Origin of the sequence: Streptomyces sp. NPDC006385, from assembly GCF_040612485.1 — a bacterium.
In the GTDB taxonomy this organism is placed as follows: Bacteria; Actinomycetota; Actinomycetes; order Streptomycetales; family Streptomycetaceae; genus Streptomyces.
Window position 1 is genome coordinate 14,244 of sequence record NZ_JBEXQG010000075.1, and the last position, 23,729, is coordinate 37,972.

General features: G+C 70.0%; 20 protein-coding genes and 2 pseudogenes. 14 read left to right on the forward strand and 8 right to left on the reverse strand.

Translation table 11 applies throughout. The features are described from left to right. The first annotated feature begins 6 nt into the window (after positions 1–6). Both ABZ078_RS36780 and ABZ078_RS36785 read left to right on the forward strand, forming a co-directional pair. The gene (locus ABZ078_RS36780; protein WP_356582707.1) at positions 7–792 is read left to right on the forward strand and encodes an aspartate/glutamate racemase family protein; all 786 of its coding nucleotides are present in this window, start codon (positions 7–9) and stop codon (positions 790–792) included. A 105-nt stretch (positions 793–897) separates the two neighbouring features. Continuing rightward, complete coding sequence (locus tag ABZ078_RS36785; protein WP_356582709.1) at positions 898–1,440, forward strand: hypothetical protein; 543 nt, start codon at positions 898–900, stop codon at positions 1,438–1,440. A gap of 108 nt (positions 1,441–1,548) precedes the next feature. On the opposite strand, the gene ABZ078_RS36790 is transcribed toward ABZ078_RS36785, so the two are convergent. Then, on the reverse strand, positions 1,549–2,616 hold the full coding sequence (locus ABZ078_RS36790; protein WP_356582711.1) for a hypothetical protein: 1,068 nt from the start codon (positions 2,614–2,616) through the stop codon (positions 1,549–1,551). Positions 2,617–2,939: 323 nt separating this feature from the next. Between ABZ078_RS36790 and lnt the strand changes: the two genes are divergently transcribed. The 4 genes from lnt (at position 2,940) to ABZ078_RS36810 (ending at position 8,119) form a co-directional block, all read left to right on the forward strand. Continuing rightward, entirely contained in the window at positions 2,940–4,550 is a 1,611-nt protein-coding gene (lnt, locus tag ABZ078_RS36795) for an apolipoprotein N-acyltransferase (RefSeq protein ID WP_356582713.1), read from the forward strand. Positions 4,551–4,743: 193 nt separating this feature from the next. Next, complete coding sequence (locus tag ABZ078_RS36800; RefSeq protein ID WP_356582715.1) at positions 4,744–5,223, forward strand: NUDIX domain-containing protein; 480 nt, start codon at positions 4,744–4,746, stop codon at positions 5,221–5,223. A 54-nt stretch (positions 5,224–5,277) separates the two neighbouring features. Further along, positions 5,278–6,087, forward strand: coding sequence for a 3-hydroxybutyrate dehydrogenase (locus tag ABZ078_RS36805; RefSeq protein WP_356582717.1), 810 nt, complete (start codon positions 5,278–5,280; stop codon positions 6,085–6,087). A gap of 85 nt (positions 6,088–6,172) precedes the next feature. Beyond that, positions 6,173–8,119, forward strand: a complete 1,947-nt coding sequence (locus tag ABZ078_RS36810) for a GAF domain-containing protein (RefSeq protein ID WP_356582718.1) — start codon at positions 6,173–6,175, stop codon at positions 8,117–8,119. A 56-nt stretch (positions 8,120–8,175) separates the two neighbouring features. On the opposite strand, the gene ABZ078_RS36815 is transcribed toward ABZ078_RS36810, so the two are convergent. Further along, a complete protein-coding gene (locus ABZ078_RS36815; protein ID WP_356582720.1) occupies positions 8,176–9,561 on the reverse strand; it encodes an MFS transporter in 1,386 nt (461 codons plus the stop codon). 669 nt (positions 9,562–10,230) lie between these two features. After that, positions 10,231–10,635, reverse strand: a complete 405-nt coding sequence (locus ABZ078_RS36820; protein WP_356582722.1) for a hypothetical protein — start codon at positions 10,633–10,635, stop codon at positions 10,231–10,233. Positions 10,636–10,763: 128 nt separating this feature from the next. Between ABZ078_RS36820 and ABZ078_RS36825 the strand changes: the two genes are divergently transcribed. Next, positions 10,764–10,916, forward strand: coding sequence for a hypothetical protein (locus ABZ078_RS36825; RefSeq protein ID WP_356582724.1), 153 nt, complete (start codon positions 10,764–10,766; stop codon positions 10,914–10,916). 536 nt (positions 10,917–11,452) lie between these two features. Here ABZ078_RS36825 and ABZ078_RS36830 read toward each other — a convergent pair. Beyond that, a complete protein-coding gene (locus tag ABZ078_RS36830; protein ID WP_356582726.1) occupies positions 11,453–12,280 on the reverse strand; it encodes a pentapeptide repeat-containing protein in 828 nt (275 codons plus the stop codon). A 1,390-nt stretch (positions 12,281–13,670) separates the two neighbouring features. Between ABZ078_RS36830 and ABZ078_RS36835 the strand changes: the two genes are divergently transcribed. Then, the gene (locus tag ABZ078_RS36835) at positions 13,671–14,525 is read left to right on the forward strand and encodes an alpha/beta hydrolase-fold protein (RefSeq protein ID WP_356582728.1); all 855 of its coding nucleotides are present in this window, start codon (positions 13,671–13,673) and stop codon (positions 14,523–14,525) included. Here ABZ078_RS36835 and ABZ078_RS36840 read toward each other — a convergent pair. Continuing rightward, positions 14,513–14,707 (reverse strand): annotated as a pseudogene (locus tag ABZ078_RS36840) (IS110 family transposase); the annotation flags it as partial. The gene ABZ078_RS36835 and the pseudogene ABZ078_RS36840 sit on opposite strands and share 13 nt — an antisense overlap. A gap of 55 nt (positions 14,708–14,762) precedes the next feature. On the opposite strand from ABZ078_RS36840, the pseudogene ABZ078_RS36845 reads away from it, so the two are divergent. Both ABZ078_RS36845 and ABZ078_RS36850 read left to right on the forward strand, forming a co-directional pair. Beyond that, a pseudogene (locus ABZ078_RS36845) lies at positions 14,763–14,915 on the forward strand (IS5/IS1182 family transposase); the annotation flags it as partial. Between the two features lie 388 nt (positions 14,916–15,303). Continuing rightward, positions 15,304–16,071 (forward strand): GNAT family N-acetyltransferase, encoded by a 768-nt coding sequence (locus tag ABZ078_RS36850; RefSeq protein ID WP_356582730.1) that lies wholly within the window; start codon positions 15,304–15,306, stop codon positions 16,069–16,071. A gap of 299 nt (positions 16,072–16,370) precedes the next feature. On the opposite strand, the gene ABZ078_RS36855 is transcribed toward ABZ078_RS36850, so the two are convergent. Then, the gene (locus ABZ078_RS36855) at positions 16,371–17,915 is read right to left on the reverse strand and encodes a fused MFS/spermidine synthase (RefSeq protein ID WP_356582732.1); all 1,545 of its coding nucleotides are present in this window, start codon (positions 17,913–17,915) and stop codon (positions 16,371–16,373) included. A 295-nt stretch (positions 17,916–18,210) separates the two neighbouring features. Beyond that, positions 18,211–18,600, reverse strand: coding sequence for a VOC family protein (locus ABZ078_RS36860; RefSeq protein ID WP_356582734.1), 390 nt, complete (start codon positions 18,598–18,600; stop codon positions 18,211–18,213). 199 nt (positions 18,601–18,799) lie between these two features. On the opposite strand from ABZ078_RS36860, the gene ABZ078_RS36865 reads away from it, so the two are divergent. Then, a complete protein-coding gene (locus tag ABZ078_RS36865) occupies positions 18,800–19,714 on the forward strand; it encodes a LysR family transcriptional regulator (protein WP_356582736.1) in 915 nt (304 codons plus the stop codon). Between the two features lie 505 nt (positions 19,715–20,219). Here the strand turns inward: ABZ078_RS36865 and ABZ078_RS36870 are convergent. Beyond that, positions 20,220–20,972, reverse strand: a complete 753-nt coding sequence (locus tag ABZ078_RS36870; protein ID WP_356582738.1) for an FCD domain-containing protein — start codon at positions 20,970–20,972, stop codon at positions 20,220–20,222. A 185-nt stretch (positions 20,973–21,157) separates the two neighbouring features. Between ABZ078_RS36870 and ABZ078_RS36875 the strand changes: the two genes are divergently transcribed. From ABZ078_RS36875 to ABZ078_RS36885, 3 genes are all read left to right on the forward strand, one after another. Next, on the forward strand, positions 21,158–21,952 hold the full coding sequence (locus tag ABZ078_RS36875; RefSeq protein ID WP_356582740.1) for a carbon-nitrogen hydrolase family protein: 795 nt from the start codon (positions 21,158–21,160) through the stop codon (positions 21,950–21,952). Next, positions 21,946–23,409: an APC family permease gene (locus ABZ078_RS36880; RefSeq protein ID WP_356582742.1), complete on the forward strand. Its 1,464-nt coding sequence runs from the start codon at positions 21,946–21,948 to the stop codon at positions 23,407–23,409. Before ABZ078_RS36875 ends, ABZ078_RS36880 begins: the two co-directional genes overlap by 7 nt. Before the next feature lie 170 nt (positions 23,410–23,579). After that, the coding region (locus tag ABZ078_RS36885; RefSeq protein WP_356582746.1) for a VOC family protein at positions 23,580–23,729 on the forward strand (150 nt) is incomplete at its 3' end.

A 23,729-nucleotide genomic window follows, 5' to 3' on the forward strand; every position in this document is an offset into this window, starting at 1 on the left:
GGCCGGGTGAAGATCGCGCTGATGGACTCCGGAATCGGCTTGCTGGCGGCCACCGCCGCGATACGGCGGTTGCGACCCGACGCACATCTCGTGCTCTCCCTCGACCCCGACGGCATGCCCTGGGGGCGCAGGACGCCCGAGGAGCTCACGCAGCGCGCACTGGCCGTAGCCGAGGCCGCAGCCGAGTATCGCCCCGAGGCCCTGATCGTCGGCTGCAACACCGCGACCGTGCACGCCCTGCCCGCCTTGCGCGCCCGCTTCGAACCCGGCATTCCGGTCATCGGCACGGTCCCGGCGATCAAGCCTGCCGCGGCCGGCGGCGGCCACGTGGCGATCTGGGCCACCCCCGCCACCACCGGCAGTACCTACCAGCGGAACCTCATCAAGGACTTCGCCGACGGCGTGGCGGTCACTGAAGTGCCGTGCTTCGGCCTGGCCGAGGCGGTCGAACACGCGGACGAGACGGCGATCGAGGTAGCCGTCGCCGCGGCCGCCGCGCTGACCCCCAAGGATGTGACGACCGTCGTCCTGGGCTGCACGCACTACGAACTCGTCGCCGAGCGCATCCGCGCCGCCGTCCAGCGCCCCGGCTTCCCGCCGCTCGTCCTGCACGGCTCCGCCGGAGCGGTCGCCGCACAGGCGCTGCGCCGCCTCGGCGAGCAGCCGACGCCCGAGGCCGCGGCGGACGGCACCCTGACGGTGATCCTCAGCGGTCGCGAGGGCGCTCTGCCGGAACCCGCCCTCGCCTACGACGAAGGCCGCCTCCTCCAGGCGATCAGCCCCGCCCGGTGACATGGGGGCAGGCAACGGAATTCCTCGGTCCGCAGCGGCCCGGTCGGCCCAGTCACTCTCCGCAGCGCGGTACCAGCGGGACGAAACCTGAGTAACCTCATAGACATGAGGGACCACCCCCACGGCAGGGAACCGCTCCCCGATGTCTGGACCGGGCGGGCCACCAACCGGGTCCAGTGGCTGCTGGCGCTCGTGGGCGCCGCATGCATGGCGCTCGGTATCGAGCTAGCCGTCGACTCGCCGTGGACGGACGGCGTCGCACCGCTCGTCATGGCCGTCGTCGGCTGCATCGCCGCCGGACTGCTGGTCCTCTTCGGCACCCTGGCGTTCGTGCATGTCGCCCTGCGGGTCGACCAGGAGTGCCTTGAGGTGCGCTGCGGCCACATCGGTGTGCCGCGCCGCCGCATTCCGCTGTCCGAGGTCGCGGGCGCCGACTTCGTCGCGCACGTCACTCCGCGCCACTGGGGCGGCTGGGGCTACCGGTGGCGGCCCGAGAAGGGCACCGCTGTGGTCGTAAGGCGTGGCGAGGGCCTGGTGCTGCGGCTGTGGGACGGCCACACGTTCACGATCACCGTGGACGACGCGGAGGCGGCCGTAAGGGTGATCAGGGACCGTCTGCGGACACGAGCGCCCGGCCCGGCGCACTGACGTCCGGGGCGTCCGGCGCCCGCTGGTCGCTGCGGGGGAGCGGGATCAGGGGTTCGCGGACCGCGACCGTGGGGATCGGCGCACCGGCTCCTTGTGCCCTGCGCCGGGTCATGGGGCCGATCGGTCGCCACGCGCGCGTGTGTCGGTCTCGCGCTCCGATGACTCGTCGGCGATCGGGCGAGCCGTGGCCAGTCCCGCCAGCAGGCCCGCGCCCACCGACACCGCCGTGAAGCTGAGCGCGTTGCCGACCGCGGCGATCGCCGCCAGTGCCGTCAGTGCCGCGCCCGCGGTGAGAGCTACGGGGGTGGGGTGGGCGGTGCGCCACAGCGCGAACAGCATCCAGCAGAACGCCCCCGCCAACAGCAGCACACCGACGACTCCCTGTTCCGCCGCCTGCTGAAAGGGCGCCGAATGCGGTTTGCCGTCGGAGAGCAGCGTCCCGGTCGCGGTCGTACTGAGCTCCCCGAAGCGTCCCGGGCCCGCGCCCAGGGCGAGGTCCTCGCTCGCCAGGTGCAGTGCGTCCTGCCACAGCTGGATCCGGTGCGGTGTCAGCTGGTTCTCCAGCCAGGGGGCGAATCCGCCCGGCACCGCACTCGCGGCGACCGCCCACGTCAGGGCGGTGATCGAGATCGCCGTCAGGGCCAGTGCGGCGATGCCCGCGCCGCGATTGCGGACGTGACCGGCCGCGAGCGAGCACAGCACGACGGCCGTACAGGTGACGAAGCCGATGGTGGAGCCGAGCGCGGCAGCGGTCACCGCGATCGCGACCGCCAGCGCGCGCAGCCCCAGCCGCAGGGCCGGCGCCGAGGCGGCCCAGGCGGCGCAGCACGCAGCGCCGGCGGCGAGGGCCAGTACGGCGGCGGTGGCCCCGGCGTGTCCCAGCGGGGCGACGATCTGGGGCCCGGGAGACAGATGCGGAACGCTCAGCGTCAGGGCCACGCCGGCCAGAGCTCCCGCACAGGGCGCGGCGACCGGCAGCAGCGCCCCGCTGATCCGCCCCGCGGCGTATCCGGCGGCCACGGCGAGGATCGCGAGCAGCACACCCTCGGGGCGGCCGTCATGCACGGCAGCCGAGATCAGCGACCACGCGGCGCAGGCCCCCAGTACCACCACGCCCGCGGCATCAGAAACGTTTCGTCTGTCGCCGTCCGCATCCGGACCTGACGCAGACGTCATCTTCGTGAGACCCACCCCGCCCCCCGAACCCCGGTCCCCCGACCTGTGACGGACCCCGCCGCCCGGACCTGACCCGCCGGTACGACTGGGGCTCCGGCATACCGTAACCGCTGATGGACGGTTTGTGGACGTGTCGTGCAGGAACGATGCGTCGGGTGAGTGCCGCAGGGTCGATGCGCGCCGAGGCGGTGCCGGGGGGCTGGATCGCTCGCCGAAGGCTTCGCACCGACGTGGGCCCGCTGGACCGCACGCGCCCACGTGGGAGCCTCGCTGCCGCTGGACCGCGCTGTCGGCGTCGAGGTCCACCGCCGTACACTCCCGGAGTGACCGTCACCGCAACTTCCGTGGACGAGTCGGACCAGGTGCAGCCGCAGATCGCGCCCGCTTCGCGCGCGGCCCGGCTCGTGCGCCTGGTTCCGGCCCTCGCCGCGGCGCTCTCCGGAGTGCTGCTCTACGTCAGCTTCCCGCCGCGCACCCTGTGGTGGCTGGCCGTGCCGGCCTTCGCCGTATTCGGCTGGGTGTTGCGCGGACGTGGCTGGAAGGCGGGCCTCGGCCTCGGTTATCTGTTCGGCCTCGGCTTCCTGCTGCCGCTGCTGGTGTGGACGGGAGTGGAGGTCGGTCCCGGCCCCTGGCTGGCGCTGGTCGCGATCGAGGCCCTCTTCGTCGCGCTGGTGGGCGCGGGGGTCGCAGCTGTGTCGAAGCTGCCGGGGTGGCCCGTGTGGGCGGCGGCGCTGTGGATCGCCGGAGAGGCGGCACGCGCGCGTGCCCCGTTCAACGGCTTCCCCTGGGGCAAGATCGCCTTCGGTCAGGCCGACGGAATCTTCCTGCCGCTCGCCGCGGTGGGCGGCACACCGGTGCTCGGCTTCGCGGTCGTCCTGTGCGGCTTCGGTCTCTACGAGGTCGTACGCCTGGCCATGGAGGGACGGCGTACCCGGGCCGTACAGCGGTCCGCCGCGACGGTGGCCCTGCTGAGCGTGGCCGCACCGGTCGTGGGTGCCGTCGCCGCACGGCCACTGGTCAGCGACAAGGCGGAGGACGGCACAGCGACCGTCGCGGTCATCCAGGGCAACGTGCCGCGCGCCGGGCTGGACTTCAACGCCCAGCGGCGAGCCGTGCTGGACTACCACGCGCGTGAGACCGAGCGCCTTGCCGCCGAGGTCAAGGCGGGCAAGGTCGCCAAGCCCGACTTCGTGCTGTGGCCCGAGAACTCCTCCGACATCGACCCCTTCGCCAACGCCGACGCCCGCGACGTCATCGACGCGGCCGCCAAGGCCATCGGCGTTCCCATCTCCGTCGGCGGCGTCGTCGAGCGGGACGGCAAGCTGCTCAACGAGCAGATCCTGTGGGACCCGGTGAAGGGGCCCGTCGACACGTACGACAAGCGGCAGATCCAGCCGTTCGGCGAGTACCTGCCGCTGCGCTGGCTCGTCGGGGCGATCAACGAGAACTGGACGTCGATGGTCCGCCAGGACTTCAGCCGGGGCAGCGAGCCGGGTGTGTTCACCATGGACGGCGCCAAGGTCGGCCTCGTCACCTGCTACGAGGCGGCCTTCGACTGGACGGTGCGCTCCGAGGTCACCGACGGGGCGCAGATGATCTCGGTGCCCAGCAACAACGCCACCTTCGACCGCAGCGAGATGACCTACCAGCAGCTCGCCATGTCCCGCGTCCGTGCCGTCGAGCACAGCCGGACCGTCACCGTTCCGGTGACCAGCGGCGTCAGCGCGATCATCATGCCGGACGGGACCATCACGCAGAAGACGGGCATGTTCGTGGCGGACTCGCTGGTCCAGAAGGTGCCGCTGCGCTCCACCGAGACGCCCGCGACGCGGCTCGGCATCCTGCCCGAGATCGCCCTGGTGCTGGTCGCCGCGGGCGGTCTCGGCTGGGCGATCGGAGCCGGCGTCCGCGCACGCCGCGCCGGTCACGCCTAGCCCGCGCACGCCGCGCCGGTCACGCCTGGCCCGCGCGCCGCGCCGGTCACGGCACCGTCCTCGTCAATGGCGCCGCACGACCCGCCGGCCAGGGACGGCCCGCCACCCATCGATGACATCATCTGGCCCTACGACGTTCCAGGCCCCCGGAAGTGGCTAGGGGCGCTGCCTCCGGCCGGTTAGGGTCGGGGCCATGGCTACTCCTGACTTCATTCGTACGATCCGGGCCTCCGCCGGTCACCAACTGCTGTGGCTTCCCGGGGTCAGCGCCGTCGTCTTCGACGACGAGGGGCGGGTCCTGCTGGGGCAGCGCGCGGACAACCGTAAGTGGACGGTGGTCAACGGCATCCCGGACCCGGGCGAGCAGCCCGCGGCCTGCGCCGTGCGCGAGGTGTACGAGGAGACGGGTGTCCGATGCGTCGCCGAGCGGGTGGTCCTGGTCAGGTCCGGCCGTGAGGTCACCTATCCCAACGGCGACATGTGCCAGTTCATGGACATCACCTTCCGCTGCCGGGCCGTCGGCGGCGAGGCGCGTGTGAACGACGACGAGTCCCTGCAGGTCGGCTGGTTCGAGGTGGACGCGTTGCCCGTGATGGACGAACGTCAGCTGTTCCGGATCAAGCAGGCGCTGTCCGATGAACCCACGTGGTTCGAGCCCATGAGTTCTGACTGAAGTATGGGCTGTGACCATATGTGGCCTCGCGAGGGTGCTGCCTAGGGTCGAGCCATGACCCCGCCCAGCATGCGCCCGGCTCCAGGCGCGTCCTCGCTCTCCTCGCTCGACCTCGGCGGCCGCACCGCCCTCGTCACCGGTGCGGCCGGTGGCATCGGCCGCTCCTGTGTGCTGCGGCTCGCGGCCGCGGGGGCCAAGGTGAGAGCGGTCGACCGGGACGCCGAGGGCCTGCAGGCGGTCTCCGAGACGGCGCGGACCCTCGCGGGCACCGTCGAACCGCACGTCCTCGACCTCACCGACCTGGACGCCGCCGAACTCGTCGCCGCCGGCACCGACATCCTCGTCAACAACGCGGGGCTGCAACTGGTGCGCCCCATCGAGGAGTTCCCGCCGGATGTCTTCCACACAGTGCTGACCGTGATGCTGGAGGCGCCCTTCCGGCTCATCCGCGGTGCCCTACCCCATATGTACGGGCAGGGCTGGGGCCGGATCGTCAATGTGTCCTCGGTCCATGGGCTGCGGGCCTCGGCCTTCAAGTCGGCGTATGTGGCCGCCAAACATGGTCTGGAGGGACTCTCCAAGACCGCCGCCCTGGAGGGTGCATCCCATGGGGTCACCTCGAACTGTGTGAACCCCGCCTATGTGCGCACACCACTGGTCGAGAAGCAGCTCGCCGACCAGGCTCGGGCGCACGGCATCCCCGAGGAGCGGGTGCTGAGCGAGGTGCTGCTTCAGGACAGCGCGGTCAAGCGGCTCATCGAACCGGAGGAGGTCGCCGAGGCCGTGGCCTACCTGTGCACTCCGCACGCGTCCTTCGTGACCGGCACGTCACTCGTGCTCGACGGTGGCTGGACAGCGCACTGACACGCCTGATCATCGAACATCCTGCCGACTTCCGAGTTGTCCACAGGGCTGACGGGGTGACGGTGCGATGAGCAATCCTGTGAGCATGTCCCGCGATCACGTGCACCCCGCCGAGCGTTCCGCCACCACCGCAGGAGCGCCCCTGAGCAGCGTCGAGACACCGTTCCTCGAACTGCTGGCCCGGGGCGCGTCCGCCGACGCCTACGAGCAGCCGGTGCTGCTCGCCCGCGCCGAGGGCAGACCGACCGAGCGGATCGTCGCCCTCGAACAGGCCAAGCTGCTCGCGCTGCGCGTGCGCTCCGAGCTGGAAGGGCGGCGCAGGCGGGAGGCCGAGCTGTCGGCCCTCTTCGAGACGGCCCACGACCTGGCCGGCCTTCGGGACCTGGACTCCGTACTGCAGGCGATCGTGCAGCGCGCCCGCTCACTGCTGGGCACGGACGTCGCCTATCTCAGCCTGAACGACCCGGCCAGGGGCGACACCTACATGCGGGTGACCGAGGGCTCGGTCGCCGCCCGGTTCCAGCAACTGCGGCTCGGGATGGGCGAGGGCCTCGGCGGCCTCGTCGCGCAGACGGCCCGCCCCTATGTCACCGACGACTACTTCAGGGACGACCGCTTCCAGCACACCCTCGCCATCGACGCCGGCGTGCGCGACGAGGGGCTCGTCGCCATCCTGGGAGTGCCCCTGACGCTGGGACACCACGTGATCGGGGTCCTGTTCGCCGCGGACCGGCGTGCCCGGGTCTTCGAGCGGGAGCAGATCGCGCTGCTCGGCTCCTTCGCCGCCCTCGCCGCGGCCGCCATCGACACCGCGAACCTGCTCACGGAGACCCGCTCGGCTCTCGCCGACCTGGAGCGCGCCAACGAGATCATCCAGGACCGCAGCGGAGTCATCGAACGAGCCTCGGAGGTGCACGACCGGCTCGCCGAACTCGTGCTGCGCGGCGGAGGAGTGCACGACGTGGCCGCCGCGGTCTCCGAAGTCCTCGGCGGCCAGGTCGAGTTCGCCGATGCCGCCGTCGCACCGGCTCAGGCACTGGACGCCTCGCGTGCCGAGGGCCACGCGGTACGGCACGACGACGACTGGATCGCCGCGGTGTCCGCGGGCGGCGAACTGCTCGGAGCACTCGTGCTGCGCGGTCACCCCGGCCTCGACCCCGTCGACCAGCGCACCCTGGAGCGGGCGGCGATGGTCACGTCCCTCCTGCTCCTCGCCCGACGCTCCGCCGCCGAGGCGGAACAGCGCGTCCGGGGCGAGCTGTTGGACGACCTGCTCGACGCCCGCGACCGCGACCCGCGGCTGCTGCGCGAGCGTGCCGCACGGCTGGACGCCGACCTCGACGCCACCCACGTCGTGCTCGCCGCCCGTCTCGACGCCGCGGCGGCCGACGCCGAACAGGAGGCGGACGCCCGCCGGCGCCTGTGGTCCGCCGCGTCCCACCTCGCCGCGACCAGACACGGCCTGGCCGCCGCCCGCGACGGCGGCACGGTGCTGCTCCTGCCTCTCGAACCGGGCGACACCGCCACCGCCCTGGCGCGCCGCACCGCCCGTCACCTCGGCACGGCCGTCCACGAGGCCGTCACCGTCGGCTCCTCCGCGCCGGTCGAGCACCTGTCCGCCCACCCGGACGCCGTGGCCGCCGCCTACGAGGAAGGCCGGCGCTGCCTCGAGGCCCTGCGGCTGCTGGGCCGCTGCGGAGACGGCGCCGCTGCCGAGGACTTCGGCTTCCTGGGGCTACTGCTGGCGGGCGACCGGGACATCGCGGGCTTCGTCGACCGTACGATCGGCCAGGTCGTCGCGTACGACGAACGGCGCGGCACCGACCTGCTGCGCACCCTCGACGCCTACTTCGCCTGTGGGATGAGCCCCGCCCGCACCAAGGACGAACTGCACGTCCACGTGAACACGGTCGCCCAGCGCCTGGAGCGCGTCGGCCGCCTCCTCGGCGACGACTGGCAGAGCCCCGCGCGGGTCCTGGAGATCCAACTGGCCCTGCGGCTCCACCGGTTGTCGGCCTCGGGGCAGCGCTGACCCCTGTACGCGGGGCGTACAGGGGCCGGTTGCACAGGACCTGGAGGGACCGGAGGTCAGACGTTGTGCGCGTCCGCCGCTCGGGCTGCCGCGAGCTCCATCCCCGCCGAGGGCTCGATGTCGGCCAAGTCCCGGTGGCGGGTCTCCTTGGCTGCGCCCACCGCGATCACCGTGAGGAGTGCCGCGGCGATGACGTACAAGGCGATCGGGGTGGAGCTGCCGTAGTCGGACAGCAGTGCCGTGGCGATGAGTGGCGCGGGGGCGCCTGCCGCGACCGAGGCGAACTGGGCGCCGATCGAGGCGCCGGAGTAGCGCATCCGGGTCGCGAACATCTCGGAGAAGAAGGCGGCTTGGGGTGCGTACATGGCGCCGTGCAGCACCAGGCCGACGGTGACGGCGAGGATCAGGTTGCCGAAGCCGCCGGTGTCGACGAGCCAGAAGAACGGGAACATCCACAGCCCGACGCCGACAGCGCCCAGCAGGTAGACGGGGCGGCGGCCGATGCGGTCGGACAACGCGCCCCAGACCGGAATGACCGCGAAGTGCACGGCGGAGGCGATCAGTACGGCGTTGAGGGCGGTCTGCTTGGAGACGCCGGCGGAGGTGGTGGCGTAGACGAGGATGAACGCGGTGATGACGTAGTAACTGATGTTCTCCGCCATGCGCGCGCCCATGGCCACCAGGACGTCACGCCAGTGGTGTCGCAGCACGGAGACCAACGGCATCCGCTCGGCGTCGGTCGTGTGCGCCGCCTTGCGGGCCTCGGCCTGCGCCAACGCCTGCCGGAAGACGGGCGATTCATCGACAGAGAGACGAATCCACAGACCGACGATCACGAGCACGCCGGAGAGCAGGAACGGGATCCGCCAGCCCCAGGTGCCGAAGGCGCTCTCCGACAGGAGCGCCGTCAGCAGGGACAGTACGCCGGTCGCCAACAGCTGCCCCGCGGGCGCACCGGTTTGTGGCCACGACGCCCAGAAGCCGCGCCGCCGCGCGTCCCCGTGCTCGGACACCAGCAGCACGGCGCCGCCCCACTCACCGCCGAGCGCGAAGCCCTGCACCAGACGCAGCACGGTCAACAGCACGGGCGCGGCGGATCCGATGGTCGCGTGCGTCGGCAGCAACCCGATCGCGAAGGTCGCCCCGCCCATCAGCAACAGGCTCAGCACCAGCAGCTTCTTGCGTCCGAGCCGGTCACCGTAATGCCCGAAGACGAGGGCGCCCAGCGGCCGGGCGGCGAATCCGACGGCATACGTCAGGAACGACAAGAGGGTGCCGACGAGCGGGTCCGAGTCAGGGAAGAACAGCTTGTTGAAGACGAGGGCGGCGGCGGAGCCGTAGAGGAAGAAGTCGTACCACTCGATGGTGGTGCCGATGAGGGACGCGGCGACGATGCGCTTGAGGTTGTTCGGGGCCGGTGGAGCGGTTGCGGGCGACGACATCGGCACCACTTCCTGGGGTGTGACGGGGACGTTTGCGTGTCGCCACACCGTAGGAATCCGCAGGTCAGGCGCACATGTGGCGGGGCAACATAGTTCGAGGGTTGGCTATGCGTGCGGCCACCATGCTGGCTCGTGGAAAGGCGGTTCAGGGGATCGATGGTGGTCGAAACGAGTGCCGTCCGGGACGTGTAGTTCAGGGTGATTTGACGGTGCGGTGCTGACTCCCGTGCTGGTTAGGTGCTGACTACGCTCCGTTGAAATCGGGCATCTGGGATTGATCCACTCAGAGTCGTTGCGTGGCAGGTGACCGGACTGAGAGACCGAGTCCGGCCTTGCTGCTCAGCCGCCGTCGGCACGGGCAAGGCGCTGCGTCTGGGTGCGGCAGGAGGTTCTTCGTCTGCTGGTGGTACACGCTCACCGTCCCCTCTGACCTGCAGAAAAGGGTGCAATCGTCTGCTGCTGAGCCGAGTTGTCCGCACCTGGTCCGGATCTTGGTCCGTGATCTGTGGTGGTGCAGTCGAGGACGTACGCTCGGACGTTCAGGTTCCTACTCTCGTTGAGGTGAGCGGCCTGGGCATCGTAGGCCTCCCGCAGGCCGGCAGGTGTCTGCCCTGCAGCCGGCCGCTTGCGTGCCTTCGCCGTCTATTGGTCGTTGGGGAAAACACACCATCAGGCGACAGCAGATCCACTCAAAGACTCACGAACCACCCACTCACTGCTGTCTTGGCCTGTCAGCCCAGCCAGATAGCATCGCGCCGTCCGCCCGGGCCAACACCCGAGCCGGCTCGATGTCCGAGCCGCGTGAGCGGTGGAGGGCCCGGTTATCGAGTCCGGCGGCGAGACGTGGGGTAGTTCTCGGAGATGGTGAAGACCGTCCGCGTTCTCGATCTCCTGCATGACGGCGGGGTCGGCGACGGGCTCCAGGGAGCGGACGATCGTGCCGCTCAGCTCCCGGATCCGCTCGTGGTCGGTGGTCGGGGCGCCCAGCATGTCCGCGATCACCGTGAACGGCAGCGGCGATGTGAGCGCGGGCACCAGGTCCGCGCCGCCCTCCTCGGCGATCCGGTCGAGCATGCCGTCGACGAGCTCGCCGATGCGCGGTGCGAGCGCCTGGATCGACTTCGCCGTGAACGCCTTTTTGCACCAGGCGCCGCAGCCGGGTGTGGTCCGGGGCGTCCCGGTCGATCATCGAGAAGCCGTCGATGAGCGGCGTCTTGCGCGACTCGTCCTTCTGGCGCAGGCTCTCCAACCCGCTGGAGTCGACATTGCGCAGTTCGACCGATGCGCCCGAGCGCAGCAGGCCGAACACGTCCTCGTACCGGGTGACCACCCAGAACCCCAAGGGGTGCGGATAGCGATGGAACCACCGCCTCTGCCATCGGCCCCGGCTGGATAAGAGTTCGCAGATCACAGTAGTGCGGCCGGGTACCAGCGGCACCGGCCGGACGAGGATGGAAGCAGGGGAGTACCTGGCGGGGCCGGGCGGGGGACAGACACCTGAGGCTAAGAAATTACCGGCACTTGGCGAACGTGCAGGTCATCATCGGCACCGACACCAAACCGGTGATCTCTGCGGCGCGTCCGGTCTCCGGCACCACCGCGGACGCGGAGGCCCGGCGGAACTCCGGCCTGACTGCGCATCGCGAGGACGTCAGTCCCCGGATGGCCCCTGTTGCCGGCGAGGGACGATGTCGGACACCGCGAGATCAGGGCCCGTGTGGGGCATGCCTTCCGCGTGAAACACCACAAGATCCTCCGCGACTGACGACAGAGCGGCACCGGCCCTCACCGTGCCGTCCAAACCGTCGCCCACACGCGCGACCTTGCTCTCGCCGCGTGACCGGACCGGCTCCAGAACCCGCCCAGACGCCGCGGCCTTCTGCAACGCGCTTCAGGCCGCCCAGTGTGACGGGCGCTTCAAGGGGTGGGGGACCTTCGTGCGGGCGTCGCCCCGCGCGGCGTTCAGCTGAGGCTGGGTGAGGAACATCGCGCCGCGCAGGTCTGCCCCGCACAGGTTGGTGTCCCTCATGTCCGCGCCGATCAGGTCGGCGTCGCGCAGGTCGGCGTCGGACAGGTCGGCCGCGATGAGGAGGGCGCCGCGCATGCTGGCGCCGCGCAGCTTCGCGCCGCGAAGCCGCGAGCCGATGAGGTTGGCGCCCCGGTGGTTCTTCTTACGCCCCGGGACCGCCGCGCGGGCCAGTTCGCTGGCGCGCAGGAGCAGTGGGTTCACTTCGCCGCGCAGCGCGTCCACGTCGACAGCGAGCAAGGTCTGGGCCGTGTCCCGGGTGAGCGCGTCGATCTGTTCGTACGCGCGGCGGAGGTCCCGGTGGACGGGCCGGGCCGAGGGCAGGTCCAAGGCCTGCGCGGTGTACTTCAGGAGCTCCTGGAGCTGGCGCATGACGGGGAAGACTTCGTACATCGCGCGGGCCGAGTCCGGCTCCTCGCGCCAGCTGACGCCCTTGAAGGTGACCTGGGAGACCTTCTGGCCCGCGCCGAAGCAGTCGAATACCGTGCAGCCGCTGTAGCCCTTGTCGCGCAGCCGCTCGTGGATTCCGCAGCGGAAGTCCTCCTGGAGGTTTCCGCAGGGCGTGCCGGCGGACTTGTTCACCGGGAAGTCCGACGAACGTGAGAAGGGCAGCGCCACGCAGCACAAACCGAAGCAGCCGCCGCAGTCGGCTTGCAGGTCGGGGTGGGCGGCGTACGAGGTGCGCTCGGGCAAGACGGTCGACTCCTGGTCGGCGTGCGGCGAGGGCGGCGTGTGCGCGGCCCCACGCTTCCATTGTCCCTCATAAGCAGATTCTGCTCGTATGCGGATCGCGACAGGCGGTCCGTGGACGGCGGAAATGAGAAGAGGTGGCGGCTGACCTGGGAGCATCTCGTGGGTGAGAGCTTCCCACGGCCCGGCGACGCTGTTCGCCGCGTTCGACCACCGGACCGGATCGCACTGCCGGGCTGGTCCTGTCCCCGAGCGGTGGGCACCTCCGAGCCCGGGCGGCAACGGCCGCTCAGTTCTTCCCGGAGGCGGCCGGTGAATCTGCCGACCGCCGTCACGCTGCGTAACTCGGGGACTGGTTTGTGCTGGTCAAGGGTTGCCGGGAGGATCGCGTCTGCGATCTCCGGGGGATCCGCTCGGCGTGGTGATCGCACAGGCGTCCGCCCCGCCGCGGCCGTGTCGTCAGCCGGTGCCGAGTCCGATGCGTGCGGCTGCCGTCCCGGCTGCGACTGCTGCAACCGACCCGCCTGTGGACGCGGAGCGGCTCTACCGGTCTCGCGGGCCGTTCTGCGCGTTCAACCGGAAGGGCTGCACAGGATCGGGCAGGGAGCCTCCTGGCCGACCTCGCCGGTCAGCCGACCAGGTTGTGCAGTCCTACCGTGCAGTCCCAGTGGCGAGGGCGAGTCGCTGGTTGCAGATGAGGGCTGGGGTTATGCCGACGAAGGCGAGGAAGCGTTCCGATCGAGGGATATCTGGACCACCGCCGCGAGTCAGAGTGCCACCGTGCGAAGACGCGCACGCGTGAGTGCCACGTACAGGGCTCGATGGTCGGAGCCGTCAGGATCATGTCATGCCTGACGCTCCCGAGCGCCTGAGGTCACTGATGGATGCCGTCTTCGCAATGCAGACCGAGCTCAACTTGCCCCTCGAGTTCGTGGCGGTGGTCGAGGTGGCCTGACGCCATATCCGCGCATGCGTGGGGCATCCGCCAGACAACTGGTTGATGCCCCCACGGCGGGGGAGCGGTGGTTCCGGAGGTCATGTGCGCCACTTCCTCGTGTGCGGTGGGGACGGACGGGTACGTGTCGGGGTACGTAGAAACGTGCCAGGTCAGGCGCACATGTGGCGGGACAACATAGTTCGGGGTGCGGCTATGCGCGCGCCCACCATGTGCGCCGGTTGGACCGTGACTGACGGGCCCGCAGGGGGGACGAAGGGAGCGCTGTCCGGGACGCGAAATCAGGGGTCATTTGACGGTGCTGTGCTTGGTCCGGTGCTGATTACGCTCCGTTGAACTCGGATTTCAGTGGTTTCCTTCCCCATGGAGAAGTCAAGCGTGTGGCGGCAGTCATAAACCCCGTTGAGACTGCTCGTGCTCTCTCCTAGGTTGGCCCGCGTGACGATCGAGGTGCCCTACCAGCCGCTTTCGATTCACCAGTCGGACGTGCGTTACGCCCATGGCCCCGACTCCGCCGTGCAGTCTGGCGTACGGGCTGGCGAGACGATCGAGTTCGACTGGAGCGACAGCACGATCTACCCAGGAACGTCACGGAAGTTCTGGGTGCATGTGCCCGCGAGGTACGACCCCTCGGAGCCGGCGTCGCTGATGGTGTTCCAGGACGGATGGTGGTACCTGGACCCTGAAGGGGAGGTCCGCGGCGCGATCGTTCTGGACAATCTCGTCGACCGCGGTGACATCCCGGTCACCATCGGCGTGTTCGTCGACCCAGGTGTCTTCCCGGATGCTGAGGATTCGAAGAACCGCAATACCGAGTACGACGCCTACGACGATCGGTACGTCAGCTTTCTCCTGACGGAGATCATCCCTGAGGTCATGAAGCACTACTCGATCGCCGAGGAGCCCGACCGGTGGGGCATCTGTGGTGGCAGTAGCGGCGGGAACTGCGCCTTTACCGCAGCCTGGCTACGCCCGGACAAATTCCGTCGGGTGATCGGGTACTTGTCCAGCTTCACGCAGATGCCAGGCGGCAACCCATACCCCGAACTCATTCCGCGTGTCCCTCGCAAGCCGCTGCGCATCTTCATGCAAGCGGGCCATCGTGACCTGCGCTGGAACGAGCCCGAGGCGAACTGGCTCGCCAACAACCTGCGCGTCGCGGCCGCGCTGGCTGAAGCCCGCTACGACTTCCGCCTTGTCCTGGGCGATGGCGGCCACAGCCCCAACCACGGCGGTGTCCTGCTTCCCGATGCCCTTCGCTGGCTGTGGCGGTCGGACGATCACCCGGACTGACCGGTGGGCTGAGGCGCGGCGACTTCGTAGGGGCGACCGTCCCGGATCAGGGCCCACAAGACATTCACTCTGCGCCGGGCGAGGGCGATTACGGCCTGGGAATGGCGTTCGCCCTCGGCGCGCTTGCGGTCGCCATACGTCCGGGAGTTGGGGTCGTAGCGCACGCTCGTCAGGGCGGACATGTTGTGGACCTGCAGGCGCGCCGAACCGACGCCGGCCTCGCGGGCTGTGTGCTGGCGAAGATGGGTCATCGAGCGGACCAATTCCTGGCTCTCCGGCTACCGCCGACTCATTCCCCGCTACGAGCGCAATCCCCGCAACTATCTGGCCTTTCTCGGACTCGCTGCCGCCCTGTGCTGCTACAGGTGCCTCGTCCGCTTCACCACATAGGACAACGTCTTAGTGATCACTGACGCGATGTGGAGCAGGATCGAGCCGCTGATGCCGGCCGACGCAATTCGCTAGCTGGATGACATAGTCCGTCCCTGGCCTGCTTTTCAGAAAATTGCTTGTCCGCACCGGTCGGTCGTGGAACAGTGTGACGCGTTCTGCAACCTTGCAGGCATATTCACGGTGAGGAACGAAGCCAATGTTCTCGGCGTCCCCCAGCGGCCGCCGTCGGCGCTGAGCGCCCGCTCTACAGCAGCCTCAGCCTGCCACGCTGTCCCCTACGGCGGCCCCACGACGCGGTGCCTTGCGCATCGCAACTCTCCCGTGCCCCGAACTCCCCGAGTTCGCCAGTGGCTCCCACTGAGATTTCGTGAGGTCAACACCCACCATGGACATCCAGGTCCAGAGCTTTACTGTTACCAACCTCCGCCGCCGCCCCGTGGTCGTCGAGACCGGCGGCTTTGTCGCGGGCCTCAGCCCCGATACCGACAACCCGTACCTCAATTACGCGACTCCGCTGCCCGGCTCCGAGCCGACCGAGCAAGACGTCGCGGCATTGATCGGGATCTTCCGGGAGCGTGGCCTGCTGCCCCGGGTGGAGTTCGCACCGCAGGCCGCACCCAGCGTGGCACCGGCGCTGCGGGCGGCGGGCTTCGCCATCGAGGCGGTGCACGAATACCTCCTCTGCACTCCCCACACGCTGACAATCCCTCAGCCCGACGATGCCCTGCGAGTGGAGACCCCGACCACCGACGAAGAGTACGCCGCACTCGATGCCGCACTGGCCGAGGCATTCGGTGGCGCCTTCGTCGCCTCCGCGCAGGGTGCGGCCCGTCTGCGCCGCACCCAACAGCGCGGCGGAGCAGTGCGCTTCGTCCGCCACCCGCAGGGCGGCTGCGCCGGCGGCGCGTCGTGCTCCCCGCCAGCCGAAGACACCGCAGAGCTGTCCGGCGTCGGTACCCGCCCCGCCCACCGTGGCCGCGGCATCGCCACCGCGGTGACCGCCGCGCTGACCGGAGCGATGTTTGCCCGCGGAGCCGGGTCGGTCTGGCTGGAGTACTCCGGAGAGGGATCCAGGCGCGTCTACGAACGGGCTGGCTACCGCCCCCAAGGCACCCGCCTCTACCTCTCCTTGCCCCCGGCGCAGCAGCTCTGACGGCACCAACCCGCTCGGGGGTGGCCGCCTGCCTCCCCCGCGGGCCCGGACGTCTCGGCCGCCTCCGCTTCGGCCCCGCTGTGCGGCGATGCGCTCCAGCACGTCATCCACGGCCGTCACTTCAGGGGGATCATGAGAGCGTATGAATCCTCCGCACACTCCAGCAGCGGAAACACGGAATCCCCACGCCGACTGTCGGGCGATCACCCTGCTCAGCAACCGCCGACGACCTGCGCGAGCGCCGACGGGGCGGCTTGTTCAGACGCGTCCGCAGGGCCCTGGACGCGTGTCGTGTCGTGTCACTGACCGCTCTGTGGGCTGTAGGGCTGGAGGAGCTGGTCGACGGGTGCGTAGTCGTCGGTGAGCAGTTGGGCATCGCCGGTCCAGGAAGTGATGTCGTCACCGGTGGCGATCTTCCAGCCGGTTTGCCGGGCGTCCAGCGCTTCCTGGGTCGCGCGTAGGTCGACTGGTCGGTTGGAGGCGAGCACCACCAGATTGCCGCCCTCAGAGGCGGCGGTCGGATCGAGGCCGATATCAGCAGGTTCGCCGACGACGGCGACGTGCTCGAAGGTCTCGCTGAGCGTGGCTACTTCGGCACGTGCGAAGGCCATACCGCCGTGATCGATGAGGTTGGCGACGTACAGGCCGTCCTCGTTGAGCACCCGCCGTATGTCGGTCATCGCTTCCACCGTAGTGAGGTGCCACGGCACGCTGACGCCCCCGAAGGCGTCGCCGACGACGAGGTCACGACTGCCGGCGTCCAGTCGCCGCAGGCCCAGCCTGCCGTCCTCGGCGCGCACATCGACACCGGCTACTGATCTCAGACCGAGTCGGTCGCGGTTGATGCGCACGACCCCGCTGTCGATCTCGGACACAACGCTGCGCGTGCCGGGCCGCGTGGCCGCGAGGTAACGGGGAAAGGTGAGCCCGCCGCCGCCCAGGTGGTGGGCGACAAGTGGCTCACCTTCGGGAAAGGCGGCATCGACCACCGACGCGATGGCACGCACGTACTCGAACTCCAGGTACGTCGGGTCGTCCATGTCGACGTAGGAGTGCCGCAAGCCGTCCAGAACGAGTGTGCGGCCGCTGCCCCGGTCGGGATCTGCGACGACCCGTGCGCAGTGGTACTTGGTCTCCGTGTCGCAGCCACCGGGCGCGACCGTGGTGGCGAGGCCGCCGGCAACGACCACGAGTGTCAGGGCAGGAGTGCCGCTCCACCCGCGCGTTCGCCACTCGACCAGCGCCGAGGCGACCACCAGCAGTGATCCGAGGCCGATCAGTATGCCGCTGACCGGCAAGCGCGATACGAGGACGAAGCCGGTGAGGACGGTGCCGACGATGGCGCCGACGGTGCCTACGCCGGACAGTCGGCCGACGACCGTTCCGGTCTCGGCGAGGCTGGTGAGACGCAACTTGGTCACGATCGGCGTCACCGCGGAGAGCAGCGCGCCCGGCACGAGGATGGTCAGCGACGCGATCAACAAGAGCATCACCGGCGCCCACTCAGCGGTGGTGCGCAGCACCGCGGGGGTGAGCGCCACGACCGCTCCCGATACCCCGAGCGACGGGCCGATGAGCCGGCGTGGATTGACCTGGTCGGCGATGCGCCCACCCAGCCAGGAGCCGACGGCGATCGCCGTGAGGGCGATGCCGATCACCATGGTGCTGGTCTCGAGGGTGAGGCCGAGGTAGGGAGCCAGCAGCCGCAAAGCGACGATCTCGACCACCAGGACCGCGGCCGAGGATCCGAACACAAGCAGGGCGGCGGCACGGGGACCCAGGCCGTGGTCGCGAGGCGTGCTTTCGGCGACGAGTGAGGAAGACGATCCGGTCACGGGCGACATCCTTGCACGCGCTCATCGAGGTGGGGGGTATGCGAGTTGGGTTCACGGCCGAGTCGCCGGGGTGGCAACGTCGTGGCTCTGGACTCCGGTACAGGGTTGTCGAAAGCGACGCTCCAACGATGTCTGGTGTCGGCGAGGTTCGTCCACGACTTCCTGGCAACTTCCTGCAGCGGGACCGGTGCGGAGGCTGCTGAAGCTTCCTGGATCCCCAGCGGCGAGCAGTGGAATGCCGTTCTGGCCATAGCCGGTGCCGAGCCGGTGCGCACTCGGCTCGTGCCGGCCGGGCTCGGAATTCTCATGCGTCCTGCGGATACCAGCGCAGTTCCACGGTGTTGCCGTCCGGATCCTGCACATAGAGGGAGACAGCGGTGCCCTGGGCGCCAAAGCGTTCGCCGGGGCCGTCCAGCACCGTGAAGACGCCGGAATCGATGACCTGTTGCCAGTCGAGCGGCTCGACCACCAGGCAGATGTGGTCCACGTTGGAGCCCGCCGGCTGCTCGGTGGGCGCCTTGACGAGGTCGATGATGGTGGTGGGACTCACCCGCACGGACGGGAAGGGGGCCTTGCCGGCCCGCCACTCCTCCACCCGCACCGGCTGCAGGCCCAGTGGGCCGGTGTAGAAGGCGAGCGAACGCTCGATGTCGGCGACGTTGAGGACGAGGTGGTCGAAGGCGATCACGCGCATGGGTTTCTCCGCGGGGTCGGGGCGCTCGGGGCGCGGGTGGCGGTACGAAGGGGCCGGTGGCTCCGGACCTCGCCGGTCCGCGGCGCGGCGGCTGGTCGCCGGCTGCCGTGGCCTGCCCCCGGTAGGAGCATCGCCGAGCGGACACTCATTGGTCCAACGCATGTTGGTCATCTGATCCATCGTGTTTCACGATGGATCAGTGGATCTTCAGCAGATGCGTTACGTCCTCGCGGTGGCGGAGACCGCCAGCTTCACCCGCGCCGCCGAGCGGTGCCACATCGTCCAGTCGGCACTCAGTCACCAAGTGGCCCGGTTGGAGAAGGAGTTGGGCGCCCGCCTGTTCGATCGGACCAGCCGCCGGGTGCGGCTGACCGCCGCTGGGGAAGCGTTCCTGCCCGCCGCCCGCCAGGCCCTGGAGGCCGCCGAGCGGGCCCGGGCGGAAGTGGCGGCGGCCACCGGCGAGATACGGGGCAAACTGACCGTCGGATCGATCCCCACCGTGGCGGCTGTCGACCTTCCCGCCATGCTCCGGGACTACCGCCGGCGCTACCCGCACGTACGGATCAGTCTCCGGGCGGGCTCCAGCGAGCGGCTCGTCGAGCACGTGCGCGAGGGCAGACTGGACGCGGCATTCCTGGGCGTGCCGCCCGGATTCCGGCCGCAGGGCGTCCGTGACAAGGAGCTTGCCCACGGGCGGCATGTCGCGGTGGTCGCCCCGGACCACCCGCTGGCCACCGAGGACGAGGTGGACCTCCGCTCCCTCGCCGACGAGGTGTTCGTGGACTTCGCCGACGGCAGCGCCGCCCGCGCCCAGTCGGACCAGGCGTTCGCGGCGGTCGGCCTGCGCCGCGAAGTCGCCTTCGAGGTGTCCGGCGTTGAGCTCATGGTCCAGATGGTCCGCCATGGATTGGGCATCGCCCTGCTGCCCGCGACGTTCACCGCCGAACTGCGCGGACTGCGGTGTGTGCCGATCACCAACGGGCCGATACGGGTGGAGCGCCTCATATGGAGCCGGCTCACCCCGTCACCCGCGGCCGCCGCCTTCCTCTCACCGCTGGGCGTCTGCCTACCACCCCGACGGTCCGACCACCTTGGGGCGTCCGGCGGGTCATGAACACAGCCATAGCCGGATCGCGGCGAGGGTGCCTGGAAAAGCGTACGCTCTCTTGTCCTGCTTGCCGGCCACGACTCCGGATCCCCTGAGCGCGCCCACTCAGGGGTCAGTGCCCGCGTGGCTCCGGCATCACGAGTCGCTCGGTCTGGTGCGTCCTTCGGGTCGCGCCGGCTCCGGCTGTCGGGAGTATCCCGGGAAGGACGACATCCAGCGCATCTTCCATAGCGAGAGCCTGCCGCCCGCGCCGACCGGCTGACCTGGTGCCGCGCGCCCATAAGACAGAGCTTCAATACGGCCACGCTGTGCCGTTGCCGTTGCCGTTGCCGTTGCCGTTGCCGTTTGCGGCCGGGGCCGACTTCCCACCGTCACAGTGCCGTGGGTTCGGGCGCAGGGCCGTCACGTTCACGGACCTTTCCGCGCAGCCGGTCCTGGCACTCGGCGATCAGATCGTGCTCGCGGCGGCGGCGGAAGAGGGCGCAGTCCGACGTGGCGGCCGGATGTCAGCTCAGGCCTCCGCCGCTTCGTCGCTCAGGCCGACGTACATCGTCCGGTGCAGTTCGCCGACGTGCGCGCTCAGCAAGCGGGCCGCCAGGGCGGCGTCCCGTGCGCCGAGCGCCGATCTGATCTGCTCGTGCTGCTGGTTGCTGATACGCAGGTAGCTCATGGAGTACGGCAGGAAGTAGCAGTACAGCTCACCGGTGACCTGTTCGTACAGCGCCGTGGCGCTCGGCAGGCCGGCACTGTGCGCGATCGTCGCGTGGAACCGGATGTCCGCCTCGTGGAAGTCGGCCCACGTGGTTGCGGTGTCCATGTCCCTGATCGCGGTGTCGAGGTGGTCGAGTGCGGTGTCGTCGATCCGATTGGCGGCGAGGTGCGCGAAGCCCGCCTCCAACACGACCCGCTCGTCGATCAGCCGGTGCACGCGATCGCTGTCCTCGTGGTAGGCGGCGGCCTCGGCCACGGCGCCCCGCGGCGGCTGCGCGGCGATGAAGGTGCCCCCGTTGCGCCCGGGCCGGCGCTCGACGACGCCCTCGCGTTCCAGTGCACCGAAGGCGCGGCGGACGGTGATCTCCGCGACGCCCAGCGCGGCGGCGGTGGCCGGGACGTTGGGCAGCCGCTCTCCCGGAGCGAGTAGGCCCAGGTCGACGGCCAGGGAGATCCGTGCCCGCACCGTGTCGATCGCACTGGTGCGGCGGATCGCCGCCAGCGGTCCACGGCTCAGCGCACGCGCGGCGCTGTCACGGGTCTGGATTGCCATACGGGCAGCCTAGCCGCGCCTTACGACAGCCCGGTTCGGCGGCTGCGACCTGGCACGGTGCGCGGATCCGTTACACCCACACCCCTTTACATGCTCAAAGTGAGCATGTTTCCATGGCTGAAATTCCCCCCGTACTGTCCGGAACAAGCCTCTTCCGCATGGACAGTACCGATTCGAGGGCACTGATGAGGATCTCTGGACTGCAGACCGCAGGAACACCGGGCGACGTCGAGGCCAACCTGCGAGAGCTGGACGCGGCCTGCGCGCGGGCCCGCGCCTCGGGCACCGAACTGCTCATCACCTCAGAGCTGTTTCTCACCGGCTACGACATCGGTGACCGCGTGATCGAGCTGGCGCGCACCGACCTGCTGTCGCCCGTCAGGGACCTCGCCCGGCGCCACGGCCTCGCCCTCGTCGCCGGACTCCCGGAACACGAGGACGGCGCCTGCTACAACAGCGCCTTTTTCGTCGATCCCACCGGCACGGTCCTCGGGCGCCATCGCAAGACGCACCTCTTCGGCGAACTGGACCGCCGGTACTTCACCGCCGGCGACCGGCTGACCACCGTGGTCGACTTCGGCGGGATCCGTATCGCCCTGCTCATCTGCTACGACGTCGAGTTCCCGGAGAACGTGCGCGCGGCGGCCCTGGCGGGCGCCGACCTCATCGCCGTACCGACCGCCCAGATGGAGCCGTACGCCTTCGTCGCCGACCACCTGCTGCGGGTGCGGGCCTGGGAGAACCAGGTCTACATCGCCTACGTCAACCACGACGGCACCGAGGGCTCCCTGACCTACGTCGGCCGCAGCTCCCTCACCGCTCCGTCCGGCGAGGTCCTGGACTCGGTCCGGCACGGCAACCGGCTTCTCTCCGCCACCGTCGACCCGGCCGTCGTCGCCCGGGCCCGCAAGGACAACCCCTACCTGCTCGACCGCCGCCCAGACCTGTACGCCTCCGTCCCCGAGGACCGCGCATGCTGACCAACTCCACGCCCCAGAGCTCCACCGCACAGAGAACGCCGAGCAATCTCGACGGTCGGCTCGGCACCGGTTCCATCGTGTTCATGGTGATCGCGGCCGCCGCTCCGCTGACCGTCGTCGGCGGCAACGTGCCCCTCGCCATCGCCGGCGGACCGGGGGCGGGGGCCCCCGTCGGCTTCGCCCTCGCTTCCCTCATCCTGCTCGTCTTCGCCGTCGGCTTCGTCACCATGACGCCTCACGTCCCGCAGGCCGGCGCCTTCTACGCCTACGCCACCCGTGGACTGGGCGGCCGCATGGGCGTGGGCACGGCGGCCGTGGCGCTCGTCGCCTACACCGCCATCCAGGTCGGCGTGTACGGGTACCTGGGCTGGGCCGTCAACGAGGCGCTGCACGGCTTCGGCATCGGCTTCTCGCTGCCGTGGTGGGCCTGGGCACTCGCCACGGCCGGCGTCGTGGCGTACCTCGGCTACCGCCACATCGAACTGAGCTCCAAGGTGCTCGGCGTCGCCCTCGTCCTGGAGATCGCCGTGGTGGTCGTCCTGGACGCCGTCATCTTCGCCCACGGCGGGGCCCACGGCATCACCGGGGAATCGTTCACCCCGCACGCCGCCCTGTCCGGGCCTTTGGGTATCGCCGTGCTCTTCGCCCTCACCGGTTTCATCGGCTTCGAGGCCACCGCGGTCTTCCGCGACGAGGCACGCAACCCCGACCGGACGATCCCCCGGGCCACTTACCTGGCCGTGCTGATCATCGGCGGCTTCTACACCCTCTCCTGCTGGGCCCTGGTGCTCGCCGCGGGAACCGGCGACGCCGCGGCCGTGGCACAGCGGACGGTCGACGGACAGGGCAACATGCTCATGGACACCGCCCAGGCGTACGTCGGCACCGCCCTGCGCGACGTCATGCAGGTGCTGCTGCTCAGCAGCCTCTTCGCCTGCGTCCTGTCCTTCCACAACGTCATCGCCCGCTACACCTTCACCCTCGCCCGCCAGAACCTCCTGCCCGCCCGCCTGGGGACGGTCCACCCCCGCCACCACTCGCCGGCCACGTCCTCGGTGGTGCAGAGCGTCACCGCACTGGTCCTGGTGGCAGGCTGCGCCCTGCTCCAACTCGACCCACTCATCGGGGTGTTCGGCTCCATGGCCGGCGTCTCCACCGTGGGCATGGTCATCCTGATGCTCACCACCTCCGTCGCGGTCCTGGTCTTCTTCGCCCGCAACCCCGGCCTCGCCCCGGGCAAGACCTGGCAGACGCGCATCGCGCCCGCGCTCGCCGTCCTCGGCCTGCTGGCCGGCCTGTGGCTCGTGCTGGCCAACTTCACCCTCGTCACCGGCGGAAGCGCGACCGTCAGTATCGTCCTCGCGGCCGTCCCCTTCCTCGCCCTCGTGGCCGGCACCCTGCATGGACCGCGAACCGCACGCTCCAGCACGGCAGCGCCCGCCACGCCGAACGACTGATCTGACTGATCTGACTGATCCGACCGATCTGACTGACGCCGAGTGGCGCTGCCGCAGCGTGGGCGGCCTACAAGGCCGTCGTCACCTGTGCGGGGACGCACCGCTGCTGTGTCGGGTCATCGGCCGCGAAGCGATGTCTGGTGAACAGCACGCGCCACTATGGTGGCCCGATGGCGTCGATCAAGCAGTTCCAAGTCACCTTCGACTGCGCAGAGCCCGGGCGCGTCGCTCGTTTCTGGTGCGAGGTGTTGGGGTACGTCGTATCGCCGCCGCCGGAGGGGTTTGCCACCTGGGACGATTTCGATCGCTCGCGGCCGCCT

Excerpts from the sequence above, each read along its gene's own strand:
- ABZ078_RS36870 (WP_356582738.1), bottom strand. The coding sequence starts at position 20,972 with ATGGCAATCCAGACCCGTGACAGCGCCGCGCGTGCGCTGAGCCGTGGA.
- ABZ078_RS36860 (WP_356582734.1), bottom strand. The coding sequence starts at position 18,600 with ATGCGCGTGATCGCCTTCGACCACCTCGTCCTCAACGTCGCCGACATC.
- ABZ078_RS36810 (WP_356582718.1), top strand. The coding sequence starts at position 6,173 with ATGTCCCGCGATCACGTGCACCCCGCCGAGCGTTCCGCCACCACCGCA.
- ABZ078_RS36805 (WP_356582717.1), top strand. The coding sequence starts at position 5,278 with ATGACCCCGCCCAGCATGCGCCCGGCTCCAGGCGCGTCCTCGCTCTCC.
- ABZ078_RS36825 (WP_356582724.1), top strand. The coding sequence starts at position 10,764 with ATGAGCGGCGTCTTGCGCGACTCGTCCTTCTGGCGCAGGCTCTCCAAC.
- ABZ078_RS36880 (WP_356582742.1), top strand. The coding sequence starts at position 21,946 with ATGCTGACCAACTCCACGCCCCAGAGCTCCACCGCACAGAGAACGCCG.
- ABZ078_RS36790 (WP_356582711.1), bottom strand. The coding sequence starts at position 2,616 with ATGACGTCTGCGTCAGGTCCGGATGCGGACGGCGACAGACGAAACGTT.
- ABZ078_RS36800 (WP_356582715.1), top strand. The coding sequence starts at position 4,744 with ATGGCTACTCCTGACTTCATTCGTACGATCCGGGCCTCCGCCGGTCAC.
- ABZ078_RS36875 (WP_356582740.1), top strand. The coding sequence starts at position 21,158 with ATGAGGATCTCTGGACTGCAGACCGCAGGAACACCGGGCGACGTCGAG.
- ABZ078_RS36855 (WP_356582732.1), bottom strand. The coding sequence starts at position 17,915 with ATGTCGCCCGTGACCGGATCGTCTTCCTCACTCGTCGCCGAAAGCACG.
- ABZ078_RS36815 (WP_356582720.1), bottom strand. The coding sequence starts at position 9,561 with ATGTCGTCGCCCGCAACCGCTCCACCGGCCCCGAACAACCTCAAGCGC.
- ABZ078_RS36785 (WP_356582709.1), top strand. The coding sequence starts at position 898 with ATGAGGGACCACCCCCACGGCAGGGAACCGCTCCCCGATGTCTGGACC.
- ABZ078_RS36850 (WP_356582730.1), top strand. The coding sequence starts at position 15,304 with ATGGACATCCAGGTCCAGAGCTTTACTGTTACCAACCTCCGCCGCCGC.
- ABZ078_RS36820 (WP_356582722.1), bottom strand. The coding sequence starts at position 10,635 with ATGCTCGACCGGATCGCCGAGGAGGGCGGCGCGGACCTGGTGCCCGCG.